Source organism: Paraburkholderia sp. HC6.4b (genome assembly GCF_014200875.1).
GTDB classification, from domain to species: domain Bacteria; phylum Pseudomonadota; class Gammaproteobacteria; order Burkholderiales; family Burkholderiaceae; genus Paraburkholderia; species Paraburkholderia tuberum.
The window spans coordinates 257,115-282,688 of record NZ_JACHDC010000009.1; the positions used below are offsets into that span (position 1 = coordinate 257,115).

Here is a 25,574-nt window from a genome sequence, read left to right on the forward strand (position 1 = left end):
GTTCCCGTGCTTACCCGAATGAGGAGGATGGGCGATGGCTGATCCCGTTAGCGCGGCCGCAGCGAGTCAGGTGGGCTTGAGCGCCATTAACGCGATAATCCAGGGCATCAATCTGGCTGCGAAACAGGGCGCACGACATGATTCGCTCGTTGCGTTTACCCAGGCGGCACGGGTGGAACCGCTGGTGCTAATCGATACCGCAGTGCTGTTCGAGGATGTACTGCCTGACGTCATGCAATCGATGAGCAACATCTTTGCCGGCTACTACCTGCAGGCTGTATCCCTGAACTCGGTCATTGGCAAGACGACCGTCGCTTCCGTGCTCGGAAAATTCAATCCGAAGCGCGAATTCGATGCTCTGGATCTGGTCGCGGGAGGTGCTTCCGCTGCAACGAAAACGGCTTCGGCCGTATCGAAACTGCATCACATGATGACGGCTGCAGAAGCGTACCGCGACAGGTTGCCAACTGGCTGGTGCACTGGAGTGGCACTTGAAGCGCAGGTGAAATCAGGCCATGGCGCCAGAGCTGGCAGGCCGCTTGATGCGGATGACGAGAAGTTCAACCGGATGAAACGCGAGAACGAGATGCAGCGCATGGAGCGTGAAAAACTCGAGCACGCACGCGTGGCTGCGTCATTCGGGGAGGATGCGCTCAGCACGCTGAAAGAGAACGTCAACCTGTCGGTCGGCAAGATTTTTGAAGTGGCAATCAAGCACGAAGGCCAGACCTTCAAGGTGCCCGTTTCAATCCGCCTTATCGCCAACACCATCCCGACCGATCAGCTTGTTCATGTGCTGTCTCCCGGTGATGACAGTACTTCTGTCAAGGAGCGCTACCACGCATGGCGTGCAGGCCGGCTTGCGTTCTGGAAGGACATGATTCTCTGTCGGGATCTCGTCGATGCGCACCGCAAAAACCTCACGGCTGATGGCGATCGCCTCTATGCAAATATCGTTGCGAAGGAAAGAAAGAACGCTTTCGCAGCGATATTCCATGGCAATCCATCGGTCGCCTCAGCCTCGAACATGGTCGTCATGTCGGCCAGTACCGTGTCCATGCTCGAGCAGGAGCTTAACGGCCGGTTCGCAGATTTCCACGTACGCCAGAAAATCTTCGAGCGGACTTCACTGATGATCGTGGCTGTGATCGACCGCGAATGGGCGCGTGTGGAGTTCTATCACCGCGGCATTCCGGAGGTGAGCAATCTCGGTTTCAAGGACATCAAGGGTTATAGCAAGGGTTCGGGTGGCCCGGATGTCTCGGAGATCCTGCGCGCGTACAGCATGGTATCGGCACCTCGCCTTTGAGGTGGAACGTCATGAAACTGACCTCCTATATCACCGCCCTCTTTCCGAGGCTGCGCAAGGACGTTGTGCTCGACGACATCCGCAATACGCGGGTGGAGCTTGTCACATCCACACTGCCAGCGTTCACCACTGCCGCGGGGCTGCTCGGCAAATGGAAGTGGAAATCCGAAGAGATGCAGGGCTTTGCGGCGAGCTTTGGCCAGCTGGTTGGCAAGGGCAGCATGTTCGAGACGATTGAAGCGGGCCTGAAAGGATCTGAGGCGACGCTGATGCTTGCCGAGATGTTCGTCGTCAAGACATACAACGAGGAAATTTCAGCCGAGGCACTGACCTTCAGGAAAGCGAACGTGCTGCAGTTTATCGAAGCGGTCGCGTTTGTTTCACGCTTTGCACGCAAGCTCGCGAACATGGCGCTGGTCGTCGAGGCGATTCCCTACGCGGAAGACGGCGAAGCATTCACGCATGCACTGCAACCGGGCGAGGTCAAATGGATCAACGAGAACTTCGTCGCGTTCTGCACGATGTTTCGTGCGGTATCCGCGCCAGTGAAGTCGATCGAGGACACCTTCGAGACGATCCCCGATATCGTCATCAGGAACGCCGATTTCGGGGCGCTGAAGGAAACCATCGGGGAGAAGAGGCTTGATCCGTTCAGGTTCGGGTTAGTGCCGGTCCAGATGAATCCGTTCTATCACCTCGGGAAACTGGAAGCTGAATGGCAGGTCGCGCGGTTTAACGAAGCTAAGGATGAGCTCAAGCTTGTCCAGCTGCGCAAGCTCAAGCTCGAGAAGCTGCTGGCGAAGAAGCCCGATGCAGCACTTGAGCATGAAATCGAGTACATGCAGGACCGCGTGCAGGGTCTGAATGCGAGGATCGCCCGGATGGAGGCCTCCCATGCCTGACATCCATGCCGGCAGGCAGGGCACTTCCGGTGCCCTGCGCCTCTATCCGCGTGGCTTCCTCGGCAAGACCCTGCCACCGCGTCTCGCTGTCAAGCCACGACCATTCGATATCCGCATCCGCACGACGCCGGTCGCTGGCATTGTGGTGCCCCAGCAGAACACAGCGGATGCCAATGCCGCCGTGGAAATGCTCTACGCACAGTACATCAGGCGGGCGGCCGCTACGATGTCATTCGAATTCCGGGAGAAGATCCTGATCGTCGCGCTCGATGCCTTCGGAACAGCGAGCTTCACGGACTGGTACGCAACGCAGCCGGAAAGCCCGTCCTTTGGCGATACGCACCAGCGGTTCCTGATTGATACGTTGCACTTCATCAGGCATGGGCGGCGAAATCTCCCGCTGGAATCGTGGGCCAGCTTCCTGTTGCCCTTTGACGGAGGAAGACGTCTGGCGCATGCCGGCGAGACCCCTGACGAGACCGAACCCACAGAGGCGGCTGAAGAGTTCTTCAGCTACATGCAGTCGACTCAGCCGATCGCAGCGGGCCCCGGGACTGCCCTGCTGGCTGATGTCATCCAGCAATGGACTTCCCGAGCTGGCGGCATCGAGGACTTGATCGGGACACTGCACCTGCTGTTCGGCAATCTCTGAGCCCTTTCCCCTCCGGGTCAAATTGTATGGCTGACGTTCCGGGTGCCAGATGAGCCCGACCTGGATACGTCCTGTGCGGATAATAATCCGGAATCCTGTCTATTTGCCAGGCGAAATGAGGAGTTCTAGCATGCGTCGGATTACACATCGCGGTCTCGTGGCAGCAATGGAGGAAGAGGAGCTTCTGCAGGAAGAAGAAAATGCAGAAGAAGTGGAGGACCTCGCCAATTCGCAGGAAGAAGGCCTCACGGAGATCGTCGAGGATGAGGCGGAGCTCGACCAGCACGATGCGCTGACCGATGAAGCAGTCGAGACTGTGGAAGCGCTCGAAGCGTTGCGCGAACACCTGAGGGTGTCACTCGAATCGGGTGGACTGGACCAGGCCGGCGCCGGCGTGCTGGACATCAGCCTGAAGCATATGTACAGGCGTCTGGGGGTGAAGACCCTGCGTGTGACGCCGGCGCTCGAGTCGTTCGGCTCGATTGCACGGCGCAGCGAGACGACGAAGATCGCAATGGAGGAAGTCGGCGAGCAGGTCAGGAAGGTCTGGGATACGATCGTCGCGGCGATCAGGAAGGCGATCGAGTGGGTCAAGGGCTTCGTCAAGAAGCTCTTCGACAATGTCGAGGCCATGGTGAGCCGCGCGAAGTCGCTCAGGGAGGCGGCTGGCAAGATGGAAGGCGAGCCGAAGGAGCGCGTCATCAAGAATTCAGGTCTCGCGGGCGCGCTTCACCTGGGCGGCAAGGTGCCGGCCGATCCCGCAGGGTCGGCGCGAGTGCTGGAGGTGACGGAAAAGATGTTCGGCGCCTATGGCAACATTGTTGGCAAGGTCGCCACCGCTGGAGTCGATAAGGTTCTTGCCGATGCCGCGGGTGGCGAGCTTGCGAAGGACTTTTCGCCGGAGCACTTTGGGCTCGAGCCCGTACATGATGCGGCGGCGCAGGGCCTTCCTGCGCCGGAGGGCGCTGCGGTTGGCCGTTCGGCAGAACTGCCGGGCGGCAAGGCCATCGTGATGATGATCACACCGACGCTCGATGGCTCTAACGCGGGTCTGCTTGCATTCAACAGGCAGACCGCAGAGTTCAAGGGCGAGGACGTACCCGTGCTCACTCGCGACCCGGCCGTTGCAATCTGTGACAACGTGATCAAGCTCGGTGAAGCGATCCGGCAGAAGCAGTCGCTTGCCAAAACCTCGGAATCGGCGAAGGAACTGCTACTGAGGGCCTGCGAGCAGGCAGCTCGATCGGATGAGGGGAAATCTGAAGCCGTCAAGGCGGTGCGCGGGGTGCTCAAGCTGATCGATGCGCCGTTCGTCGCCATGACGTCGTACGCCGTCAAGACCGGCAAGTCGCTTAACCAGCACGTCGAGCAGTCCATTCGCGCGCATGGTTCCGTGGCCAGCGAGGCCACAGCGCAGACGAAGGAGGAGGCGAAAGAGGCGGCCTGATCCTGGGGCCGGCGTGGCGCATGTCACGTACGCCATCATGAGCCGATCTATCCATCCAGCAGGCCGGTGAATGCCTGGGCGACCCCCAGGCAATGCGCCCCTGCCTTTCGCTGCAGGTCGTACGATGCGCAAATTTATTGTCGCGCTGGAGTCGTACCAGGACCCTCACATTGCGATATCGCTGGAGGAGGAAGTCCTCCTTATCGACGAAAACGCGCGTGACGAGGCACAGATCCAGACGGATCTTGCAGACGTCAATCGCGGTCTGGATACCGCGGATGCGCTCGAAGACCTGGCTGTCGTCGCAGGCAACATCCAGGACGCAAGTGTCCAGGAGACGCAGCTGATCGATACCTGTGCGCAGATGGCCACGGCAGGTACGGACATCCAGCCGGAAGAGTTCATGCAGCCCGCTGAGCGGGCCGAAGACGGCACGGTGGCCACCGAGGGCTTCAGGGAAACGGCCAAAGGCATCATCGAGACGATCCTGAAGTACGTTGCGAAGATCTGGGAGTCGTTCATCGGCTGGCTCAAACGCACCTTCACGCTGATCGGTAACAGCCGTGCCCGGCTGGAGAGCCTGAGGAAATACCTCGAGAGCCTCGAAAAGGCGAAGTCACCGCTCAAGGAAGGCGCGACGGTGAGTGTCTTCGATGAGGCGGGCTATCAGCCTGTGAAGGATGGCCAGGCCTACGTCCAGTTGAACCGCGACTGGTCGCGAACGATGGAATGGGTCTTTGGCGACTATGCGCGGTATGCCCTCACGATGGGCGGCAAGGCTGTCAAGGGCATCGAGGCATTCGACGCCACCCATGCCGAGGAGTCGGCATCGAAACTGCGCTATGACCTCGCGAGCGTGAAGCTCGCCAGCATGCCAGGTCCGCGGCGCGCGAAACGGGTTGGTAATCTCGATGTGGAAATCTCGGACGATCTTCCGCACAACAAGGTGCTGATGGTGTCCGACCTGCAGCACGATGGCGACGCCACGACCCTGTCTGTCCTTGAAAAGCTGCGCACCCACCAGGTGCAGCTTGCTGACGCACGAGCGGGCGAAGCCGCCACCCGCAGTGTGCAGGCGGCGCAGTGCAAGCCACTCACGTTTGACGAGATGGATGCGCTCGTCGATGAGTTCGAGATGCAGCTACGAGCGGTGGAGAAGTTCACGAGCTCAAACCGCGAAGGCGAGCTCCAGCGCACGCGCAAAGCCCTCGCGAGCGCTTCACAGAAGGCCCAGGCGTCCATGGGCAAGCTGGATCAGGGAGACGGCTCTGCCAACAGCGCGGCGCACGGGAAAGTGGTGGAAACGTATTTCCGCGCGATGCTCGCGTTCAACGCAGCGTTTTGCAACTGGATCAACCAGCCCCTGCTGAGCGTATCGAGTCTCGCACTCACGAATGTGCGATCAGGTCTCGTACGCATCCAGGAGTCGCTCAAATGCTACGAGCTCCAGACGGGCGAGAGCCGAAAGGAGCATGGGGTTCCGTTTTCACCGCATGCGGCGTTGCCGGCCAAATGATGACCCGTCACCGCCCGACAATGATTCCGACGACAGGTGATGCGAGTGCCGTCGATACGAATGGCTGGTTTGGAGGATAAACCCATGCGATGGTAATTCCTGGGCCTTAAGGCGTTTGATGAAGCGCCGACGGGCGGCAAACCTACTTCGGCCTCGTGGCAGGACAGGATCAATGAGCAGACTCGCCAACCGTCTCAGATGGGCTACGCAGCCACCAGACCCTGATGGGCCCACACTCGATCTGAATTTTCTGGCCAACCCTGCCATCCGGGGCGACTGGACATTTACGCGGGCTTCGGCGGCACGGTATTTTGGTGCCAATCGCTGGCAAGGCACGGCGGCGAGCAACGTTGCACGCTTCGATCACGACCCATATACGGGCGAGTTACAAGGGCTTCTCCTTGAGGAATCGCACACCAACCTGTTGCCCAATTCGGATGCACCGGAATTTTGGAAATCAACGAATGTTCAGGTGGGTGCCGATGGAACGGCCGCCCCGGATGAGGCGAATTTTGCGCGGTTTTTTGTTGAGGCGGCAGGCGGGGACGTCACTTCCCACTCCGTGTATAAGGATGTCGCTGTATCGGTGTCAACCAGCACAAACTTCACATGGTCGACCCGACTGCGCCGCAGAGAGCGCACGGAGGCATATGTTGAGATGCGCAGCGGGGATAGCTACTGCGGCGCCTCATTCGACCTGGTCAGTGGGACAGTACTTACGCAAAGTGCCGGCGGACCGGACTGGACCTTCGTCAATGCGCGATCCATTCCGCTACGCGACGGATGGATGGAGTTGCGCGTAACCGGAAGGGTCACGATTGCCAACACGATCAGCGGAGCCGTCTTGCTGCAGAAGAACGGGTCGGTTGACTATGTGGGCGATGGCGTATCGGGTCTCTATCACGGCGGCTCGCAACTTGAACAGGCCGGATTCGCGACGAGCTACATTCCAACGACGTCAGCGGCTGCGACACGCGCGCTCGACAGGCTGACGACAAGCAATCTGGCCTTCTTCAAACCCGGCGACGGCACGTTGCTAATCGATGCCGTGATCATTGGCATCCCGACCGCGACCAGTGCGGTCTTGATCTCGCTGGACGATGGCAGCAACATTGGCGTCAGCATTTACAAGGCAGTCAACACGGGGGCGATGTGGTCATACATCGGCAGTAACGCGACATCGCTGGGGGTGACAGTGGCCGAGGGCGACAGGGTCCGGGTCGCGATTGCGTGGTCGGGAGACTGGAGCACTGCCTCGACCTCGATCAACGGGCGAGCATCCATCACGATGCGCCCGATGCAAGTGACGATCACACAGATGTCGATCGGTTCAAGGCGCGGCGCATTCATCTCGAGTATCTGGGCACGCGAGGCCAAATACTGGCCGCGCCGGTTCGACGACGCAGCACTCTCTGACTTAACGAGGCTGACATGACCTTCCATGATTACTACCTGCGCGCGCCGGATGCTGACGAACTGCGCAAGGCTTTGCTGGCGGCGCAGTTGATCGAGCCGCTTGGGGGCGCCGAGTACGCATCATGCGACGGTATAGAACTGGACATGATTGGCGAGCTCGCCATTTTCAAGGACAGCGGAGATGCGACCACGTTACCGGGTTGGCACGCGAACCTGCGCATGAGCCGGCCACTATCCGACGATGAGCGCGCTCGGCTCGCCGAGTTCGTGATCGATCCACCGAAAGCGCCATTGCGCGTATGGGCATAGAGCCCGCGTTCCTTCAACCGCCTTCGGGCGGCTCTTTCGTTTGCGTCTGGTATGGAGGAAAAAGCATGCGACGGTATTTCCTGGGCCTTGAGGCCTTTGATGAAGCGCCGACGGACGCCGGGGAAGATGAAGGCAAACCCGGCGAAGATGCACAAACGTCATCCGGGCCAGATGACGAAGGCAAGCCTCCCACTGGGAAGCCTGAAGGTGATGCGGCGAATGGATCCGGCAGTGGTGCAGAGACACCGCCGGCGCCGGCAGAGGATGCCGGGGCCGACGAGGGTGCGGAAGGAGCAGCCCCGGCAAATCTGGCTGATTCCGTTGTAGAAGGCGCAGCCGCACCGGCTCTTTCTCCTGCCCCGGCTGCTGGTGCGGATGAGTCAGCTGCGGTGCCAGAAGTACCCGTAGCGGAGCCAGCGCCCGCGGCGGCGCCAGCCGCAAGCGATGCATCTGCGGCTGTGTCCAATGTCGAGCCAGTGCCGTCGCTGCCCGACGCGCCGGTGACCGGCGAGGTGTCGCCCGAACCCGTGGAGCCGACGCCAGTCGGCGCGACAAATGCATCTGATGGCGCGTCGGATGTCTCGGGTGTGCCTGCACAACCGGAAGCCGAGCCCGCGGCGGACGCCGAAGCGCTCGAATCACTGCGCGAGGAGCTTGCGCTTGCCTGGGCGATGGAGGAAGCCGTCAACGAGTTGGGGGAAGCGGGCGAGACTTCCGCGGAGATTGCCCAGGACCTGGACGAGTCGGAACGTAATATCCAGATTGCCGATTCCCTCAGTGATGTCGCCTTTGTCGCTGACAGGATCGAGAAAGCGACGCCGGCGGAAGCGGCGCTCATGGAAACAGCAGGAGATCTTGCCGTGGCCGGCACCGACGTCGAGCCCGAACAGGTCGTGCCGTCGATGGAATCGTATATTGGTACGACGATCGCGACCGAAGGCATCAAGGAAACGGTCACGAAGATCCTGCAGGGTGTCATGCAGTTCATCGAGCGGGTCTGGGAGAAGATCCGTGCCTACTGGCGCGTGCATGGCTCGCTGCCGTTGTGGCGCAAGCGTATCGAAGCTCTGCGCAAGCGGGTACAGGGCGCCGGGGACGAGGTCATCCGGGAAAACGCGACGGCCCCTCTCTCGCTTGCGGGTCTGGTGGTAGATGAGGAGCTCCGGTCATCGACAACACTCGCCATGGTCGATACCAGCATTTCCCGGATGGTCAAGACCGTGCATGGGATTTTCTCGGGCTATGCCAACGGTGTAGTGCAGCGCGGCCACGACATCGTCAAGGCGTTGACGGAGTTCGACCCGAACCAGCCTGAGAAGGCCGTGAACGATCTGAAGAACAAGCTTGCCGGTATGCATGCCGAGGGCATGGAAAGCGGCAAATCGGTCACCCTGCCCGGCAACTTCGAGCTCACACTCGACGTTTATAAATCGCAGCCTGACGAAGACGCGGAGGCGGCACTCGAGCGGTTGCGTAACTCGGGTGTCAAGCTCGTAAAAGGCCGGATTCATCCTGCGCATCACATGGCAAAAATCCAGATACGACTGAACCGGTTGAGTGCCGAGGAATTCAAGCGGCGGGCGATCAGCCTGCTGGGATACGGCGATGAACTGCTGAAGGCGCTCGAGTACTTCTACGAAAAACCCTACCAACAGATGGAGGCGCTGTCGAAGCAGATAAAAAATGCGTCGGCCCAGGCGACGAATGCTACGGCCAGGGCGGGTGAAGCCGCCATGGCGGAGGGCAAGACGGTGGGTTACTACCGTTCCCTGCTGAATTTCAACAAGGCTTTTGCGCAGTGGACGTATCAGCCTTTCGTGCCGCTCTACTCGTACTCGATCCGCACGTTGCGCGCAATGCTGGAAATTGTGGAAGCCTATCTGAAGCCGCTCGGCAGGAAAGCGGAAGCACCCGAGCCGCAGGCCGCCTGAAATGCAATGAACCGCACTATGTCGGGGGCGATCGGGGGAGAGCCTCCGGGCTCTCCCCCTTTGCTGTCCCGTGACGACTGTCCAGGCCGATTCTATGCAATGACGCGAGTGAATCGACCATGCCCAAACTTATTCTGGCGGTGCCCGAGACGTACGACAGTGTTACGCGACCCATTATCTACGACGTCACGCGTCAGCTGTTCTCGTGGACGGGACTGCCAGCTGATACGCCGATCCTTTATCCGTCAGCCCATGGTACTGTCCAGCAACCCGGCTCGGAGCGTCTGCAGGAGCCACTGAACGCCGAACTGGCGTTCAGTGATCAGGTGAGCGTCGAGGTCGACGAGACGGTAGAGCAGGACCGCATCCTGAGCACCGCGGTACTGTATCCGGACAACCTTTTCATTTTCCGCGACCCGCGGGTCGAGACCATCCTCAAGCCCGTCTACTCATCGACGGAGATCACGATCAACCTGAAGTTTCGCTCTGTCGATGAAGTCAAGGCCAAACGCTGGCGAGAGCAGATGCGCGTGCGTGTTTCGCAGTTGCGCGACGTACTGCTCATCAACATCCGCTACGCGTACCAGATTCCGCCCGCGGCGCTGCTAACCCTCAGGGAGATCCACCGTCTGATGGAGAATGTCGCGGGCTACGGTGATTCGTTCGGGCAGTGGTTCAACCAGCACGTGAGCCCGGCCGCGACCATCGAGTCGAACCTCGCTGGTGAGCAGACGCAGGTTGCGTTCACCGAACACCAGATGCGCATCGTCGGCATGTGGGATTTCGAGGGCGCGCCAGAGATAGGGTCGAAGGAGGACGAAGGTGACACCTGGTCGATAGGTGTCGCCTTCAAATTCAGATATGACAAGCCGGTGGCGGTGGTCATGGACTATCCGCAGATGATCCACAACCAGGTCATCCGGCTGCGCGATGATACGCCGCCTTTCAACCCCAACCAGGTCAGGAAGCACTGGTCGCTCTCCGCGTACCTCTTCGAGCATTTCAACAAGGCGCGTGCGCTTGAGGGCATGCGCGGGGGCCCGGAGATCATCGGCAACGAGGGTCTATGTTTTCCGCCTTGGGATGAATTCCTGCCGAAGTGCACTGCGCCATGGTACATCCGCACCTTCAGCGCGATGATCGAGCTCGATCTCGGCGCAGGGCATGACGGCTGCCATGGCGGTGCCCACGGCGACGTCCATGACGTCACGCCCGGCAGCAGGCGCCTGATGGCGCTGGACCGGCTCCCGGGGGGCTATGCCATGAACGAGCGCATGCGCGCCTTTGTTGTGGGCGAGGCGCCGTACATGACGAAGCTCTTCTACTCGGTGTTTTCCTGCAACCTGTACCTGTCGAACGACATCCAGCCCGATGGCTCGATTTTGGTCGACCAGGACCTCAATGTCATGGCGACATTCGAGCCGAACCCCAGGGCCCGGTTTCATGTGTGGTTCGGGCTCTGCTACAACTGGCGCTTCCTGAGTCCGGCCGCCATGGCACGGCTCATGGAAAATTTCGACATTCTGCGGTCGATCGTAAATGGCCTGTGGCCGGATCTGCCTGCGTGCTGTCAACCTCATGCGATTGGCAGCAGCAACCAGACTTCGAGCGCGTCGATGGCGTGCCTCATGAACGGCGGTGCGGGTTTGTCCGACGGCGGCATGCTCGATACCGGCATGAAGACGGTTGAGACCTTCTACGTTCAGTCCATCAGTGAAGATGCCTGATCGGCAGAGGATGCTACGGGAGGTGAGATGCCAATTGTCGACGATGGCGGTGAACATACAGGCTTGCCTCCGCACCCACGGCCAGACCCCATTCGTATCACGGATCCAGCGTATCGGGGCATTGCGGTCGACAATCGTTATATTCCGGCGACAGACCTGCTTACGCATGTGGAGGGCAGCAGCTGGACGGTGGAGTACTACAGCCAGGTGCTGGATCGTGATACTACGATTCTTGGGGCATCGCTGCACAAGCCGGCCCAGTATCTGCAATATCGTCGTATCCGGCAGTTGGAGCTGAAGGTGACCCAGCCGCTTGCGGCCACGCAGGACGCGAACACCAAACAGATGGGCTACAAGGGTGGCGCGAACTGCTATCCGGTGTTGATTCCAAACCAGGGCGATGCTTTTGTCGCCCAGGTCGACGATGGCCGGTACGGTATCTTCAATGTCACATCGACCGAGCGCAGGAGCTTTTACAAGGACAGCGTTTACGCGATTGAATACGAGATGCTCGACTACGCGACACCTGAGCGCCTGCGCGATATCGAGGTGAAGACGATCCAGCGGCTCGTCTATGTGCGCGACTATCTGCAGTCCGGGCAGAACCCGCTGGTTGAACAGGAATACTGGCAGAAGCTCACGAAGTTGCACGGCCGCTTCGATTCGATGCTGAAGACCTACATGAAGCAGTTCATGAGCGATGAGTTCATGACGTTGCTGGTACCTGGTCAGCCGTGGCCGACCTATGATGCGTGGCTTGTGCGTGCGCTCACCGAGCTCTTCGAGACGACCGCCTCGCCGGATCTGCTCGCGATGCGGCAGCTGAATTGCGATGATGATCCATCCGTGGCGTGCGTGCAGCTGTGGAACGTGCTGGTGCGCAAGGATCCGGATCTGCTGAAGTTCGTGCACCAGCGTGCGGGACTCGTCTGGACCACGCGTTTCACGCGCAACGCCATGTTCAACGGCATCCGCTGGAGCGGTATCGAGCTGCTGGTCTATCCGGTCAATGTGGAGATGACTGTTGATCAGGAACTCGTGGGCATCGAACCGCTGACCGACAGCGATCTGGAGCAGACGGCATCGCGCACCGGACGGCTTGAGGACCTGGTAGCGACGGTGGCCCTCGCGGGCCTCCCCTATGCTGGCGCTCCGCTCATCCACCCTGTCCTGTGCGACGACTGTTACGTGCTCTCCAGGCGCTTTTATGAGAACACCGACGGACAGTCCCGACTGGAGCTGCTTGTGGGCGATTACCTCCATGACAACACACTCGATCCGGGCCTGCTTGATGTGTTCTGCGAAACATGGCATGGCTGGGGGGCACTGGAGCGTTTCTATTACACGCCCATCGTTCTTATGCTGATGCGTTGTGCCATCCGTCGTGTGTAGTGACTTGTGTCGCGGCCATAGCAGCCCCGTCTGGCAGGTTGCGTAATCAGGGAGAATCCGATGAAGCAGCATGTTCTCCGCGTGGTTCCGGCGCAACGCCCGGCCACGAGCAACTGGGTGCCGCCCGCGCAGCGCGATACGGCGTGGTGGATCTTCTACCGGCTCTTTCGCTGCCGGCTCAGGCGCATCCTGACCATCCCGCTCGAAGAAATGCAGGATGTGGGTACGCCGACCTCGTTCGATCCGGACGTCGACCGGCAGATGCAGAACGAGCGTGTCGAGCGCATGCTCTCTATCGCCCAGATGGCGCAGTACTGGAGTGACGGCATTTCGATCGGTCTCGTCGACCCGAAGGATGCGAAAGAGATTTACGAGCGCCTGAGCAACCACCTCTACGCGTGGAAGGACAAGCTCGACAACGAAGTCGCCCCGCGCACCGCGCCGCTCGAGGATCTGGCGAAGCTCGATGCGTTCGCGAATGTCGTCTATGCACTGGCCAGATATCAGCTTCCCCGCGATTACCTGGATTCCCGGTTCGAACGCCAGGCGCGCAACCTCTTTGCGATCACGGGCGAGAGTCTGCTCAGATCACCCAGGCCTGTCCGGCCCGGTTTCACAACCATCAACCGAACTGACGAGGAGACAGATCCGCGCGCACAGCGGCTGAGTCTGGCCGACGCATTCGTGCGTGGTCGCCCGTCCCCCGACTGGGCGCTGCGCTGGAAATAGGAAGCGCATGGAGGTAACTGATGTGGAGTTCGAACAATCCGCCCTGATGGTCGACGTGGACCAGATCATCAACGGCGGAGCCAACCCGGTGCAATTCACGGTCGGCGCAAGCCTGCTCGTCACCGCGATAAATACGGTAGTCACTCCGTTGAAAGTGACTGGCATTGACCTGAGGCGTGACTACCTGAACCGGTATTCCGACGAGCTGGTCATCACCACCGAGATCCTCGCCGGCCAGTACAGCAACCTGGTCTACCCGTACAAGAACGCGATCGACCTCACGCTCATGCGTACGCCACTCATGGAGGTGGGCGACACGCCTGACGCCAGCAGCACGGTCCAGTCGGAACGGTTCACGGCGACCCTGCTCGATGAAGGCTCACCGCTACTCGAGCAGAATGCACCCTTCTCGCCCACCCAGCCGAACCTGGACCTCACGGGACCGATGACTGTGCAGTTCCAGCTGGTGAACAAGGCGCTCGAGCAGATGCGGATGATGGATGTCGGTCAGGTCTTCCGCGGCTGTACGGTCGACGATGCGATCAGAACCGTGCTGACCAAAGCGTCCCAGACGACGACTGTCGACGGCCAGCGCACTGTGCAGGGTGTGAGCATGATACCGTCGGCCAACCCGACGCCGCGCGAGCATATCGTCATACCGCATGGTGTGCGACTGGTAGATGTACCCCAGCATATCCAGAAGCACTGCGGTGGTGTCTACAACGCAGGCATGGGCTATTTCCTGCAGGGCAACCAGTGGTATGTCTGGCCAGCACTTGATACGACACGCTTTAACAGCGCCACGGCGACGCTTACCGTGATCAACGTGCCGGCAAACAAGTTCCCGCAGGTCGAGCGCACGTATCGACAGTCTGGCACGAACCTGATGGTGATGGCCACGGGCAGTGTGAAGTTCCGCGATCCGAGCAACCACGCGCAGCTCAACCTGGGAAACGGCGTGCGGTTCTCGGATGCTTCAAAGTTCATGGACGGGTTTGTCTCGGTATCGGAGAACCGTGCGCTCGCCTCGCGTGGCAGTGTCAACAATGAGTTCATCGGCACCTCACGTCCGAACGGAAACAACAATGTCCACGTATCGGGCAGCCCGGTCAACGCAAATTCGCTTGAGGAGTATTCGAAGCTCGCGCGCGCGATGGGCGCCTCGATCACCATGGAGTGGGAGAACTCGAGTCCGGACCTGATCGTGCCTGGCATGCCAGCGCAGGTGCTGTGCCTGCAGAACGAGCAGATCCAGACGCTCGTGGGCGTGGTGATCGGCGCCCAGCACTACACGCAGATGCGTGGCCAGGGCTTCAGCGCTTCGCGCTACATCACCACAACACATCTGAACATCTTCTTGCAGCCTCAGGATCAGACCGGCAACGCGTCTGCCACACCTGCCAGTACGCCGTAGAGGGTTCCCATGAGCACACTTGCTCCCCTCGTGCTCGATTTCACGCAGCCGGCGAGAGATGTCCTGCTCGCCCAGATCAACCACGACAATGCGACGGCGATCACACCGGACCAGATCCGCATGGGCTACGTTGGCGCACTTGGCCTAACCGATCCCAGCGGGAAGAACACCACGGTCCATGTTGCGGCCGCGCAAGGCGCGAACTTCGAGGGTACGGGGTATTTCAACTATGACCGCATCGATATTGGCACAGTGCCCGGTGCGCGCTCAACGCTTTTCACGGTTGTCGCACAACAGAAGCGGTCGGATCTGCTGCCAGACATCAATGCCCGCTTTTCACTGAACCTCACACGCCCGGACATCGTGGACGCGCCGCTGCCTGCTGTTGCGCCCGGTGAGACGCTCGATGTCAGCCTGGTCATGAGTGCGCGCGCCCTGCTCTGGACCGGATCGCTCGTGCTGGTCATGACACGGTAGCGATGCGCGACATGCTATGAGCCGGTGCTACGGGCGCCGGCGTTGACATCGCATGATGCCGCTGATTTTCACTTCAGGAACGGAGGTCGTATGCAAATCAATACCGCGGAAAGTGCGGTAAGCAATCTGCTGGCCCTGATCGTCGCGTCCAATCCACGCTTCTCGGTGCTGACAGAAGATGCGCTAACGGTTGAGTCCGTGACCGCACTCGAGACACCCGACGCAGACGGGAACGATACGGTCACCGTCGTGTCGGGGCAAGGGTTCAGTCATACCCAGCCATTCTCCTACAGGCGCCTTGCGCTCGCTCCTGGTGTTCCCGCTTTTCCTCCTGCTATCTTGGTGACTGACGGCGACGAGGAAGCCGATGTTCTTGCTGCGATCGGCGCCGCCCTGGGTCTCATTGCCAGTGAGCTGGTTCTTGTCGACGAGTCTGGCACGCTCGAGGGAGCGAGCGAGGTAACCATCGACGCCAGCGTGAGCTCACTTCTGTACAGCAGCAGTCCTATTACGGTTGCGCTGGACTGGGAACCTGCACACATCAATTCGCTGGTCGATAACAACAGTATTGGCGAATTCCATGCGCCGTACGTGGGCGAAGACGCCTAGCTACCCGATCGCTTTATAGCGTCTGGCATGGGGGATCCATCCTCCATGCCCTTATGCCGTCAACGCATCATCCCAGCGGAGATCCAGAAAATGAACATTAATCCGACGCTCAGTACGATAGAAAACATCCTGCAGTACGTGACGAACCCTGCCTTGGGGCAGCCAACGAATCCGGATCAGGTTGCGGTGACTGAGCCCCAACCGTACGACCCGGCAACACTCGGGTTCTTTCTTGGCACGGGTCTCAATCTCGACGGTGAAAGCAGCAACACGCAGATCATTGTTTATCTGCGGCCGCCGCTTGAGGATGTCGCGCAGGATGGGGTGAACCAGGTACTGATCTACGAGCGGCAGCCGCTATCAGACATGGCGGGCGTCGGCGAGACGGTAGCGGTGAATTCACAGATGTCGGTGACGGAAATGTTGCAGGCCATTGCGGGCGCCCTGGACGTTGTCGACGATGCAATCGCATTCGTTACACCACCGGAGGGACAACCGGCCTCGGTTCAGGTCGATGCGTATCAGTCACCACTCTATCTGCCGGGCGCCGTGACCATCACCTTGAACTGGACTTAAGACGAGAAGTGGCACGAGAGCACGATTCCAGAATTTTTCAGCCATATATTCCGCCCGTGAGTTCAGACCAGAGATGGACTGAATTTTTATTCCCTCATCAACAGGAGCTGGAAATGGATTTCTGGGCGAACGCTGGAACCGCAACAAAAATGGCTGCATATCTCGTAGTTGCGGGCGTCGCATCACTGACGCTGAATAAATACGTGAAAGATCTGTTTAATACCAGATAGATTCAATAATCAGGAAAAGCGAAAATGAATTGGAACAAGTTTGGCACGGTCGGCAAAATTATCGCGTGCATCACAGTTTGTGTTATTGCGGGCACGCGGGCAGAAAAATGCTTCGACCAGATTTTCAATAACAGATAAGGCAAAAAAATGGAATTCTGCAAATCGTTTGGCTGGGCGGCAGGCGTCGTGCTTGGAACGTATGTCGGTGTCAAGGCCGTGATTGAAATCGAGTCGCATCTGAGCGCAAGAAAACGGGCAAAGCAGGAAGAACAGAAGCAGGAACGGACGCCCGAACAGAAGCAGGCGGTTTAAGGATGTGAAGCAGAAACCTGGATCAGAGGCCGGGTCTTCGCTCAGGACATCATGTAACCCCACCAAGGATGGAAAATGAAGTCAGGTATTCTCGTCGGACTCCTGTGCGTATATGTCATTGCCGAGCTCTACAGGCGCGGCCGCTAGGCGTCGTGGGCGGCTGAAAAAAATACCGCGCACAGGCAGCCTATGCGGTATGACAAAGGGCACGCGGCGAAGGTCACCATCCGTACGCTGCTGGCAAACCGGGAGCGAGCAGCGCGCGAGGGCAAGCCGGACCGTCCCCCGGTTCCCGGCCGCAATGCCGGGAATCTTCTGAAACCGCCTCACACGTTTGTGGAGGCGGTTTCTTTTTTTGCCGCAAGAAATCAAAAGAACCTGAGTCCTATATTACTCAAACAGAGTACGAGTTGTTTGCCTCAATTTGCACGTGTGGTGTAAAGCACATTGACTACTTTATTTTGCCAGGGAGTACAGATATGGCATCCGAAAAAATAGATGCGATCGTTATTCGCGGGTTGAAGAATCAGATCCGCAGTGCCTTTGAAGCCGGCAAGTTCATGACGGACGGTCGTGCGCTGCCCAGCGTGGATTTCGGCCGAACGATTGCGGTCGAGGTTACAGCGGTGGATACGCTGGGACTTTTCCCGACACTCATTTGCAAGGACGATGAGGTTGTGGCACACGGCCGGAAGTTTGAACGTCAGATGCACCTCAAGATGGTTCCGGAATGTACGCATCAGGACGCGATCATGCAGCTCGTTATCGCGAACTGCGTGCTTGCGCGCGAGTTCCATCACGTGAAGAACATCCGCGTCTGTCTGAAGGACTACAGCGTCGCGAACGCGTAGGACGTTGCGTGAACCGCTCAGAGCCCCGACAGCAGACAAGGCGCTGTGCGGGGCTCTTTTATTTCCGGATCACGCTTCTCCTATTCTTTGAGTCACAAGCTCTTTCGTTATTTTTTTGCTTCCTCCGTCCTGTCTTCGTGATCATCTGGTGCGGACCGGCGCGATGGTTGCGGGGATTCAGGGAGTGAGCCCCTCCAGTTAATGGTCAGGAGGACTGTCGATGAAAGCATCAAACGTTGCATGGGTTCTGCTCAGCGGGGGTGTCTGCTTTGCGATAGGCTGGATGCTCCCTTCGCCCCTCGCCGACAGCATGCGCTATGTATCCAACGTGCAGGAGAAAAGGGGCTCCGGACAGCTGGAGATCTTCGTCGATCTCGAGACTGGCTGCGAATACGTCGGACTCGAAAAAGGCTCCTTGACGCCGCGTGTCGGCCCGAATGGAAAGCAGGTCTGCAAGCAGGGGCAATCTGCGCAGCGTTAGGAGACAAGATGCAAGTCTGCCTTTCGGGGTTTCCTGAATTTTATGGCCTTTGACCATCTGATGAAGGAAGCCATTTCATGTCCGACCCTGCAACTCCACCGTCGCCGGGTTCGAGCGACGAAGATGTCAACCAGGCTTCAGCGGCTCAATCGGCAACCTGGGCAGCACGATGTGCTGTTGCCGCAGAGGAAGCAGCGGCGCTCGCGAGGCGATTCGCTGAAGACGCCAGCAATGCCATGTCCGGGGCGCTGGCCGTGTCCACAGATGCAGGCAACGTGCTCGTCGATGGCACGGACAGCAAGCCGCTGCTGCGCGTTGATCCGCGTCCGGAAAATCTCCTCAGTGCAAATGCTGAGGGACTCTACGCCGACGGCAGCTTTACCCAGGACGGTGAAGGTGCCGTACAGCGGACAATTCAGGACAAGGCACGCGAGTGGATCTCGCCAGAGGATTATGGAGCGATCGGCAACGGACTGGTGCTTGATGACGATGCGATTGCCCTGACGGTTGCAAGAGCTTGTGGCAGACCGATCAAGACACGCGATGACGCGGTCTACCTGATGAGCCAGACCGTGACGGTGGAAGGTGGACGGTTCATTTTCAAGGGAAAAGGCACGTTCAGGCGGGCGGATGGCGTGATTGTGAATACTGACGATGACCATTCGCACTTTACGCCCCTGTTCCGGTTGCAGGGGATGACATGGGTCGATCTTGGCGAGTGCACGTTCGATGACAACCGCCAGGGACAGGTTTATCCGGCCACGCAGAGCCGACCAGGCCGCGGATCAAACCCGTTCCGCCATAACGGTACTGTCGAGATCTGCCCGGATTCCACGGGCACCTTTCCGTCCGCCAACGTCCATATCCGGAAGGCTGCGTTTGATAATGCCTACCTGAACGGCCTGGTGCTCTGGCAGGTCCGTGATGCATGGATAGGCGAAAACTCTTTCCGCAACACGACCTGGAATGGCATAGCGGGTGCAGGCCTGCGCAACGTGTGCTTTTACCGGAATGACGGCTATCGCTGCGGCGACTCATCGATGTTCGGATCACTGCAGCAGATGGGGGATCGTTCACTAATCCAGGTGCGCGAATTTCCACGAAACTTTACGACGGAGTCGGAGGGCATCCCATGCATGACGACCGGCGAGTACCCGAGCGGAGGTATTAACCGGTTTGTCGATTTCACCGGAAATCGAGGTGACGAGTGCGGCGTCGAGACGATCTTCGGTCGCGCGATCATGGGCCTGTCTGGTGGCGAAAACCACTCGCATAACGTTGGCTATGGACGCAATCCTGCCGCTGGATTTCATCCGGCCCACATCTGGTTCGAGTCGTGCGAAGGCCACAATCGGGGGAATATCGGGTTTCAGGATACAGTCAGGCCTGGAGACGATCAGCCGGACGGCATGGTCGCCTATGCGATGACTGGCGATGCTTCGGCGCTGTATCCGTTCGTGGGCAACTACACGCTGGACGTGCGCGGTGCGCGCATGACGTCGGCGAAGGACACCACCGGCAACCCGGTGCCTGGTTTGCTGTATCGGGGCCTGCGCATCTCATCAAACGTTAATGCAGACTTCGCATTCATCGATGGGACCGACAACGATGGGATCTACGGAACGAACTTCGATTCGTTTGAACTTTCTCCCGTCTGTATTCACGATTCGTCGGCAAACAGCAGCACGATCATCAACACCAATCTCAATCAGGACATTTCGGTTGCAGGCGGACCGATTGAGCTACTCAGGTATGGCTCTAACACGGGAGGCGTGCCGACCAACATCTTCGCACTCAACTGCACGGTCGACGCTGGCAAGTCCGTCATCGTCTATAACGGCAATCTGAACAATGTTGCGTTTCCTCCAGTCAATGTGCAATTCTCCGATAGCGTGGGTAACGTCAATGCGACTTCGGACATGACGTTTCATAGCCAGGACGCGGCGTTTTACAGGCAGGTCAAGAACACCTACATCGGAGCGAATGCCGTTGCCGGATTCCAGACACAGTCCAATGGCGGCAACCAGCTGCTGATGGGCACGACGAGCAGCCTCTATGCTGGCTCGCTGGGAGTCGCGCTTTCGGGTTTTGTCCATGCCAGTGGCGCCAATACCGGCGGGCTGTTCGTGACCGCCACGGGTGGACCTGTGGTGATGCGGCCGGGCGGCGCCCGCGCGATGACGCTGTTCGCATCGGGGCGAATCCGTATTGGTGCGAGCGCCACTGATGATGGAACCAATGCGTTGCAGCTCGAAGGGCCGATCGGGCTGAGGTCATATACGGTTGCGACACTTCCAACTGCACCCGCCGGGATCCCGGTTGCTTATGCAAGTGATGGCCGTAAGCAGGGACAGCCCGCTGGCTCCGGGACGGGTGTGCCTGTCTACTATTCAGCGGGTCAGTGGCGTGTATTTTCCGGCGATTCGCAGGTGCAGACATGAACGACACGATGGAAGTGAAGAAGGTGCGGGTGCCGAACGAATTTCTGGTGCGCTTCGATGTTCGCGGAGTACCCATCGGCGCCCATCTCGTGATGATGAGCTATCTCCAGGCCGGTGAGGAAATCCTGGAGGAAACCATTCGCCTGGAAGACGCGGTGCCCACTGAGTGGTCCAGCGTGGCGATTGCGTCGTTGCTCGGAGACTATGCGGCCCAACTGTCGGCTGAGCTGTCTGCGAAGCAGCGTGAGCTGGATCAGGCACGCGCATGGATCGCGCAGTTCAAAGGTGGCGCTCCCCAACCGGAATGAAATGCGACGTTCGGCCAACTGGCCTGATATCGGAGGGGATGTTCAATGAACACGCTTTCACCAGAAGCCAACCTCGAGATTCTGATCGGAGAACTGGTTAGCCTGATCGAGGGCCTGGGCACCCCGATCAGGGCCGCCATCAAGACTGCACAAACGACAGTCATCGTGAATCTTGCAGGTGGGGCGAACGTGTCGCTCGATCTCACGCCGATTGTCCAGGGCGCTCCCGAAATTCTCTTCAACCTTCCAGTCGCGGCGAGCACAATCACCACCATTTCAATCATTAATCCACCAGAAACCGGCGTGCTCGCAGAGTTCGTGCTTGTCGTGAAAAACAGCGCAAGCTCGGCGATCGTCTGGCCCGCGACCTTTAGATGGCCTCAGGGCGTGGTGCCTTCCCTCAGTGGCGCGGCGGGCAAACTGGATACCTTCGTGATCTACACGCAGGACGGTGGCGCGAGCTATGACGCGTTTGTCGCGGGGCAAAACCAATGAGTCATCTGGCAAGGCGGTTGCCCATGTGCAGCGGGCCGCCATACAAGGGATTACTGGATTCGTTGAGCCTTTGGCCCGTGGGACACCAGTCAGAAGACCTATTGGGGTACGGCTTAGGTAGACTTTTCGCTTCTGGTCAAAATTTTACGGGACCTCGCAATGATGTAGACGAAAGGGCAAACGGACCACCCCTTAGTTTTCATCATGCGTAAAGGGAATCGCATGCTAGACACCGTTGTGCTTGAGTTCGACAGTGAATTGGCTATGCTGGAAGAAGCGATAGTGAAGCGCAGTCTGGATGACGAGATGTTTGACAAGGTGCTCGATGACATTATCGAGTGCCTGTATATGAAGGAGGTAGCGTTAGAAAACCTCGACAAGTACACACGCGTTAGCGAAGTCCCCGGATACCACCAGAATCTTCTCCGCACCGCGGAGCATCTCGGTCAACAACTTTACAGCCGGTTCGAACAATTCGGCCTGTATCTCCAGGGCGTGCTCCCATGGCAGTATTCCGGGCGATGCGGAACTCGTCAGCTCATTCTGTCATTCGTTCCGGTTCTCCAGAATGGTGCAATTAAGGATTGCGAACTAAATCGAGGTCGGTAATATATTACAAAATGGAAGATGGATTTGGAGATTTCGTTGCTGATCGAAACTGGAGGTGGTGGTGTTCATGAACGATGGTGGAAGCCGAACCTGGAGGTGCTATCTGGAGCCGGAAATATTCAGATCGGTGCTTGCTGATCTGGCGTTCAGGGGGATCCCGGATTTCATCCCCGATAGTGAAATGAGACCTGCCATGGTCATCTGCGAGAAAGGAAGACTTTCAATAGCACGAGTTTACTTTGGGCGACTCTCGCCTGCTTCGAAACTTGAGCTGATTTTTGCTGCCCATGCGGTCAACGTAATCCGCACAGATCCGGACACGGACCAGATCCGGATGGTTGTACCTGCCTGTGCGGAGAACCTGGTGTCAATGTTCTGCGTAATCTGGCTGACGTTTGCGCGGGCGCGGGCACGCGCGCAGGAGTGGAGTCTGCACGACATGACGGCGTTGTATGCCGATGTTACAGCGACACCGGCCTTTGCTGCCCCGATTCGGGTGTTCGGACGCCTCGTTCTTGGCCAGGAGAATCTTCAGTTACCCGACGGGCTCAATGTCAGACTGCCTGGCATGGCTGTGTCGTGACATGCGAGGCACTCTCATGCATCCAGATTCGGTGGTAGTTGAATTTCATGATGGGATAACGCAGCTCGATGCGTGTCTCATCAACTGTGACATGGGTGAGCCCTATGTTGATGAGTATCTCGGGACGATGGTCGATGCACTCAGGAACAGTCAGGAAGCCGCAGCGGACATTATCGCGTGGGCAGATACAGAGTGCGTTACTCATTACCAGTATGGGGAGATTTTATCGAGAACACTTGAAAACGTCGCAAGGGCGCTTTACCGCAAGCTGAACGATCTGATGCTCTATCCCCCAGACGGAATACTGCGCTATGCGTTTTCGGGCCGTCTTGGAAACGGGGCGATTGTCCTGACGTGGTGCGAAGGGTAAGGCGGGTAGATTTACAACCTGTTGTTCAGGCGTGGACTTATCTTGAACCAGAACAATTTATCAAACAACCATCTTTCTTCGGGACCGTCTGAGCCAGGCGTCGCGCCGGAGAGCGCGCACCTGGAAAGGGAAAGTTTGCAAGGACCACAAAGTGTCATCATCGACCTGGGCCAGGCGATCAGGGACTTCGAGAACAACGTGAAGTATGCGCGTGTGGACATCGATCCGGGAGATGTGCTGAGTGATATATCGAAAGAGATTATTTCAAAGGACTACGACAAGGACGCAGTCTTTGATTTCATTTCGGACCTGCGCTTCAACCTCGAAGAAAAAGTCCGGCCGAACCAGATGGCCTGTATTGCTGACGCCATTGAGAAGCTTGGTATGGCGCTTGTCGAGCGCCTGCGTCAGCACAATATCTACCACCCGGAAACAGGGAGGTTTGAATACGGGTTCTATGGATTTGCACCCGGAAACATGGCTGTTTTCCGAACGCTGATGCGTCGATGAGAACGAGTAACATTAACCAGTAACTGAAGGCCAAAGGGGGCACCATCGCCCTCTTTCTATGCCCCAAAATTTTCTGCACTTTCAGTGCCTTTCGTGTCACGGGATCTTTGAAAAATACAGGGAACAGCATGGTTTGACGGGAAGCCCGGAGGATTTTTTCCGTTCTTTCCCACGTTTGCCAGTACACGTCTGAACGGAGGTACCCGTGAGACATGGTCGGACAACCGAAAGAAAGTCAGTGAATAGCCTGAAAGACCTTCGCAGTCTGATTGCACCAGGACATTTCCCTTACCTGGCACATTCACAGTCTAGCCTGAAGAACACGATTGACAGCGAACGCGACAGCGTGAAGGTTGCGGTCTACAAGTTTTTGAGCGATCACCTGGAGCGTTCGACCGCGGGAATTGTCGATGCGCTGAAGGGCTGCGGATATGACAGTGATACGGTCGTTTGTGCAGTCAACTCGCTGGTGAACGATGGATACCTCGTTTCACACAGATACGGCAATGCCACGGATCCGCAGGATGTCGGCGTGCGCCTGATGGAGGGCAAGATCATGCCTGAAGCCGGTGATAGTCGTCGCCCAGGCAAGCCTGGCGTGTACAGGCACGTGATAGCCGTATCGCGTCGCGATCCGCACGGAATGCTCAATCACCGTGACGGCGTTGAGACAGCGATCTGGAAAGCGATGCAGGACCATGTCGTCCGGTCTCTGGACACTGTGGTGGAGATTGTCGGGGTCGCGGGCTTCGCCCCGGCCCTCGTGCGAGGTGAAATCATGCTGCTCGAGCAGAGGGGCTGGTTTGAGATAGACCGCTGCGCAGCGGTGCCCACCTATCGGCTCAAGGAGGAGATCGATGAACCCCTGCAGCCGGGTGCCGATCCTGGCCACGCCCGGAAGGAGGTATTCGATCCGGCCCAGCCCGCCGTGCCAGGCAGCCTGCTCGCAAAGGTACAGGAGGCACAACGCGCGCTGGACGACACCGCAGGGCCGGCGCATCCATACGGCAGACCGGCCAGTCGGGACGGGAACGACGAGCGCACGAAAGGGGCCAGTCTGGACACAACGGGTTGCGATCAGATTTGCAAGGTTCTTGCCGGCGGCGAGCACCTGACCACGATGGAGATCTCCTCTGCCCTGAAAGCGGGCGGCACCGGCATCTCAAGGGGCCGTATCTATGAGTTGATTCGCAGGCTCTATCAGGATGGTGTGCTGTGTCGCGACAAGACTGCGGTGAAAGGCGTGAATGTTGCATATCGCTACTGGCTCGCGCAAGGCCTGTCCCTCCCGGATGAGCCCGGGGCGACGCCAGGGGAGGAGGCGCTGCTGCGGACATCGTCCGACGGACCGCTGGTGATCAGCGTGCATCTGCGGGGCGTGGAGCTGTCGTTGCAGGAGTGCGGTGAGCTTTTGCGGGAGGTGGGCGATTTGTGGTTGCTGAGAAGGCTGAGTGATGGCAGAGGCCTTATCCAGTCCCGGTTCACGATCAAGGGCATTGATCTCTCACTTGCCGAGCTGCGGGAAGTTGCCTCATGTCTGGCGCAGGCCGCGGTGTGCCTGGGCTCCGGGTCTCGATATCCGCGAATGTTCGACGACGACGTTTTTCCGGACTGCACGCCTGCCACATGACCTGAATTGACCGCATACCGTCTGGAGTGGTAACTGCATCTTCACCGAAAGTCGAACAGATGCACCATGAAGCAAACAGCGAAAACTATACGGGAGTGCACCGCTGCAGACAGACTACTGGAAGTACCAGCAATGATCGAAGCGATTGATGGGAACATCCTCTACGTGGATGTCGAAGCCATCGTGAATCCGGTGAACTGCGTCGGGGTAATGGGCCGCGGTCTTGCCCTGCAGTTCAGGAAGGTGTTTCCGGTGGGCGGCGACAATTATCTTGGCCGGTCGTTGACGATTGTTTTGGCCGGTGGTGAGGAGTCGGAGGCGGCGTAGCCGCCGGAGACGACGAACCAC

At 58.6% G+C, this 25,574-nt stretch carries 27 protein-coding genes; all 27 read left to right on the forward strand.

Translation table 11 applies throughout. From position 1 onward, the window contains the following. Nucleotides 1-34: 34 nt before the first annotated feature. The 27 genes from HDG34_RS16245 to HDG34_RS38640 all read left to right on the forward strand — a co-directional run bounded on the left by HDG34_RS16245 (nt 35) and on the right by HDG34_RS38640 (nt 25,553). Nucleotides 35-1,309, forward strand: a complete 1,275-nt coding sequence (locus HDG34_RS16245) for a hypothetical protein (protein WP_184061269.1) — start codon at nt 35-37, stop codon at nt 1,307-1,309. Nucleotides 1,310-1,374: 65 nt separating this feature from the next. Next, nucleotides 1,375-2,211 carry a hypothetical protein gene (locus HDG34_RS16250; protein ID WP_184061270.1) on the forward strand — a complete coding sequence of 279 codons (837 nt, stop codon included), beginning with the start codon at nt 1,375-1,377 and terminating at the stop codon, nt 2,209-2,211. Beyond that, complete coding sequence (locus HDG34_RS16255) at nt 2,204-2,863, forward strand: hypothetical protein (protein ID WP_184061271.1); 660 nt, start codon at nt 2,204-2,206, stop codon at nt 2,861-2,863. The genes HDG34_RS16250 and HDG34_RS16255 overlap by 8 nt, the downstream gene beginning before the upstream one ends. A gap of 166 nt (nt 2,864-3,029) precedes the next feature. Beyond that, entirely contained in the window at nt 3,030-4,310 is a 1,281-nt protein-coding gene (locus HDG34_RS16260; RefSeq protein WP_184061272.1) for a hypothetical protein, read from the forward strand. 70 nt (nt 4,311-4,380) lie between these two features. Then, nucleotides 4,381-5,826, forward strand: coding sequence for a hypothetical protein (locus tag HDG34_RS16265; RefSeq protein ID WP_184061273.1), 1,446 nt, complete (start codon nt 4,381-4,383; stop codon nt 5,824-5,826). A 172-nt stretch (nt 5,827-5,998) separates the two neighbouring features. After that, complete coding sequence (locus HDG34_RS16270; RefSeq protein WP_184061274.1) at nt 5,999-7,261, forward strand: hypothetical protein; 1,263 nt, start codon at nt 5,999-6,001, stop codon at nt 7,259-7,261. Then, a complete protein-coding gene (locus HDG34_RS16275) occupies nt 7,258-7,551 on the forward strand; it encodes a hypothetical protein (protein ID WP_184061275.1) in 294 nt (97 codons plus the stop codon). Before HDG34_RS16270 ends, HDG34_RS16275 begins: the two co-directional genes overlap by 4 nt. 65 nt (nt 7,552-7,616) lie before the next feature. Next, a complete protein-coding gene (locus HDG34_RS16280; RefSeq protein ID WP_184061276.1) occupies nt 7,617-9,482 on the forward strand; it encodes a hypothetical protein in 1,866 nt (621 codons plus the stop codon). Between the two features lie 119 nt (nt 9,483-9,601). Next, complete coding sequence (locus HDG34_RS16285) at nt 9,602-11,209, forward strand: hypothetical protein (protein ID WP_184061277.1); 1,608 nt, start codon at nt 9,602-9,604, stop codon at nt 11,207-11,209. Between the two features lie 27 nt (nt 11,210-11,236). Then, a complete protein-coding gene (locus HDG34_RS16290) occupies nt 11,237-12,601 on the forward strand; it encodes a hypothetical protein (protein WP_184061278.1) in 1,365 nt (454 codons plus the stop codon). Between the two features lie 60 nt (nt 12,602-12,661). Then, nucleotides 12,662-13,330 (forward strand): hypothetical protein, encoded by a 669-nt coding sequence (locus tag HDG34_RS16295; RefSeq protein ID WP_184061279.1) that lies wholly within the window; start codon nt 12,662-12,664, stop codon nt 13,328-13,330. Nucleotides 13,331-13,352: 22 nt separating this feature from the next. Next, nucleotides 13,353-14,744, forward strand: a complete 1,392-nt coding sequence (locus tag HDG34_RS16300) for a hypothetical protein (RefSeq protein WP_184061280.1) — start codon at nt 13,353-13,355, stop codon at nt 14,742-14,744. Nucleotides 14,745-14,753: 9 nt separating this feature from the next. After that, complete coding sequence (locus HDG34_RS16305; protein ID WP_184061281.1) at nt 14,754-15,221, forward strand: hypothetical protein; 468 nt, start codon at nt 14,754-14,756, stop codon at nt 15,219-15,221. 90 nt (nt 15,222-15,311) lie between these two features. Further along, nucleotides 15,312-15,830, forward strand: a complete 519-nt coding sequence (locus HDG34_RS16310; RefSeq protein ID WP_184061282.1) for a hypothetical protein — start codon at nt 15,312-15,314, stop codon at nt 15,828-15,830. A 90-nt stretch (nt 15,831-15,920) separates the two neighbouring features. Further along, nucleotides 15,921-16,406, forward strand: coding sequence for a hypothetical protein (locus HDG34_RS16315; protein WP_184061283.1), 486 nt, complete (start codon nt 15,921-15,923; stop codon nt 16,404-16,406). 377 nt (nt 16,407-16,783) lie between these two features. Next, complete coding sequence (locus HDG34_RS38635) at nt 16,784-16,948, forward strand: hypothetical protein (protein ID WP_184146081.1); 165 nt, start codon at nt 16,784-16,786, stop codon at nt 16,946-16,948. A gap of 479 nt (nt 16,949-17,427) precedes the next feature. Continuing rightward, nucleotides 17,428-17,799 carry a hypothetical protein gene (locus tag HDG34_RS16325; protein WP_184061285.1) on the forward strand — a complete coding sequence of 124 codons (372 nt, stop codon included), beginning with the start codon at nt 17,428-17,430 and terminating at the stop codon, nt 17,797-17,799. Between the two features lie 220 nt (nt 17,800-18,019). Then, the gene (locus HDG34_RS16330; RefSeq protein WP_184061286.1) at nt 18,020-18,280 is read left to right on the forward strand and encodes a DUF6440 family protein; all 261 of its coding nucleotides are present in this window, start codon (nt 18,020-18,022) and stop codon (nt 18,278-18,280) included. A gap of 77 nt (nt 18,281-18,357) precedes the next feature. Then, nucleotides 18,358-20,721, forward strand: a complete 2,364-nt coding sequence (locus HDG34_RS16335) for a hypothetical protein (RefSeq protein ID WP_184061287.1) — start codon at nt 18,358-18,360, stop codon at nt 20,719-20,721. Beyond that, nucleotides 20,718-21,029 carry a hypothetical protein gene (locus tag HDG34_RS16340; protein WP_184061288.1) on the forward strand — a complete coding sequence of 104 codons (312 nt, stop codon included), beginning with the start codon at nt 20,718-20,720 and terminating at the stop codon, nt 21,027-21,029. Before HDG34_RS16335 ends, HDG34_RS16340 begins: the two co-directional genes overlap by 4 nt. A 45-nt stretch (nt 21,030-21,074) precedes the next feature. Next, entirely contained in the window at nt 21,075-21,524 is a 450-nt protein-coding gene (locus HDG34_RS16345; protein WP_184061289.1) for a hypothetical protein, read from the forward strand. Between the two features lie 222 nt (nt 21,525-21,746). Continuing rightward, nucleotides 21,747-22,133: a hypothetical protein gene (locus HDG34_RS16350; protein WP_184061290.1), complete on the forward strand. Its 387-nt coding sequence runs from the start codon at nt 21,747-21,749 to the stop codon at nt 22,131-22,133. A gap of 61 nt (nt 22,134-22,194) precedes the next feature. Then, on the forward strand, nt 22,195-22,716 hold the full coding sequence (locus HDG34_RS16355; protein WP_184061291.1) for a hypothetical protein: 522 nt from the start codon (nt 22,195-22,197) through the stop codon (nt 22,714-22,716). Nucleotides 22,717-22,732: 16 nt separating this feature from the next. Further along, entirely contained in the window at nt 22,733-23,086 is a 354-nt protein-coding gene (locus HDG34_RS16360; RefSeq protein WP_184061292.1) for a hypothetical protein, read from the forward strand. 42 nt (nt 23,087-23,128) lie between these two features. Then, a complete protein-coding gene (locus HDG34_RS16365) occupies nt 23,129-23,596 on the forward strand; it encodes a hypothetical protein (protein WP_184061293.1) in 468 nt (155 codons plus the stop codon). 238 nt (nt 23,597-23,834) lie between these two features. Beyond that, the gene (locus HDG34_RS16370; RefSeq protein WP_184061294.1) at nt 23,835-25,226 is read left to right on the forward strand and encodes a hypothetical protein; all 1,392 of its coding nucleotides are present in this window, start codon (nt 23,835-23,837) and stop codon (nt 25,224-25,226) included. A 132-nt stretch (nt 25,227-25,358) separates the two neighbouring features. Then, nucleotides 25,359-25,553, forward strand: a complete 195-nt coding sequence (locus HDG34_RS38640) for a hypothetical protein (protein WP_221309153.1) — start codon at nt 25,359-25,361, stop codon at nt 25,551-25,553. The last annotated feature ends 21 nt before the right edge of the window (nt 25,554-25,574 follow it).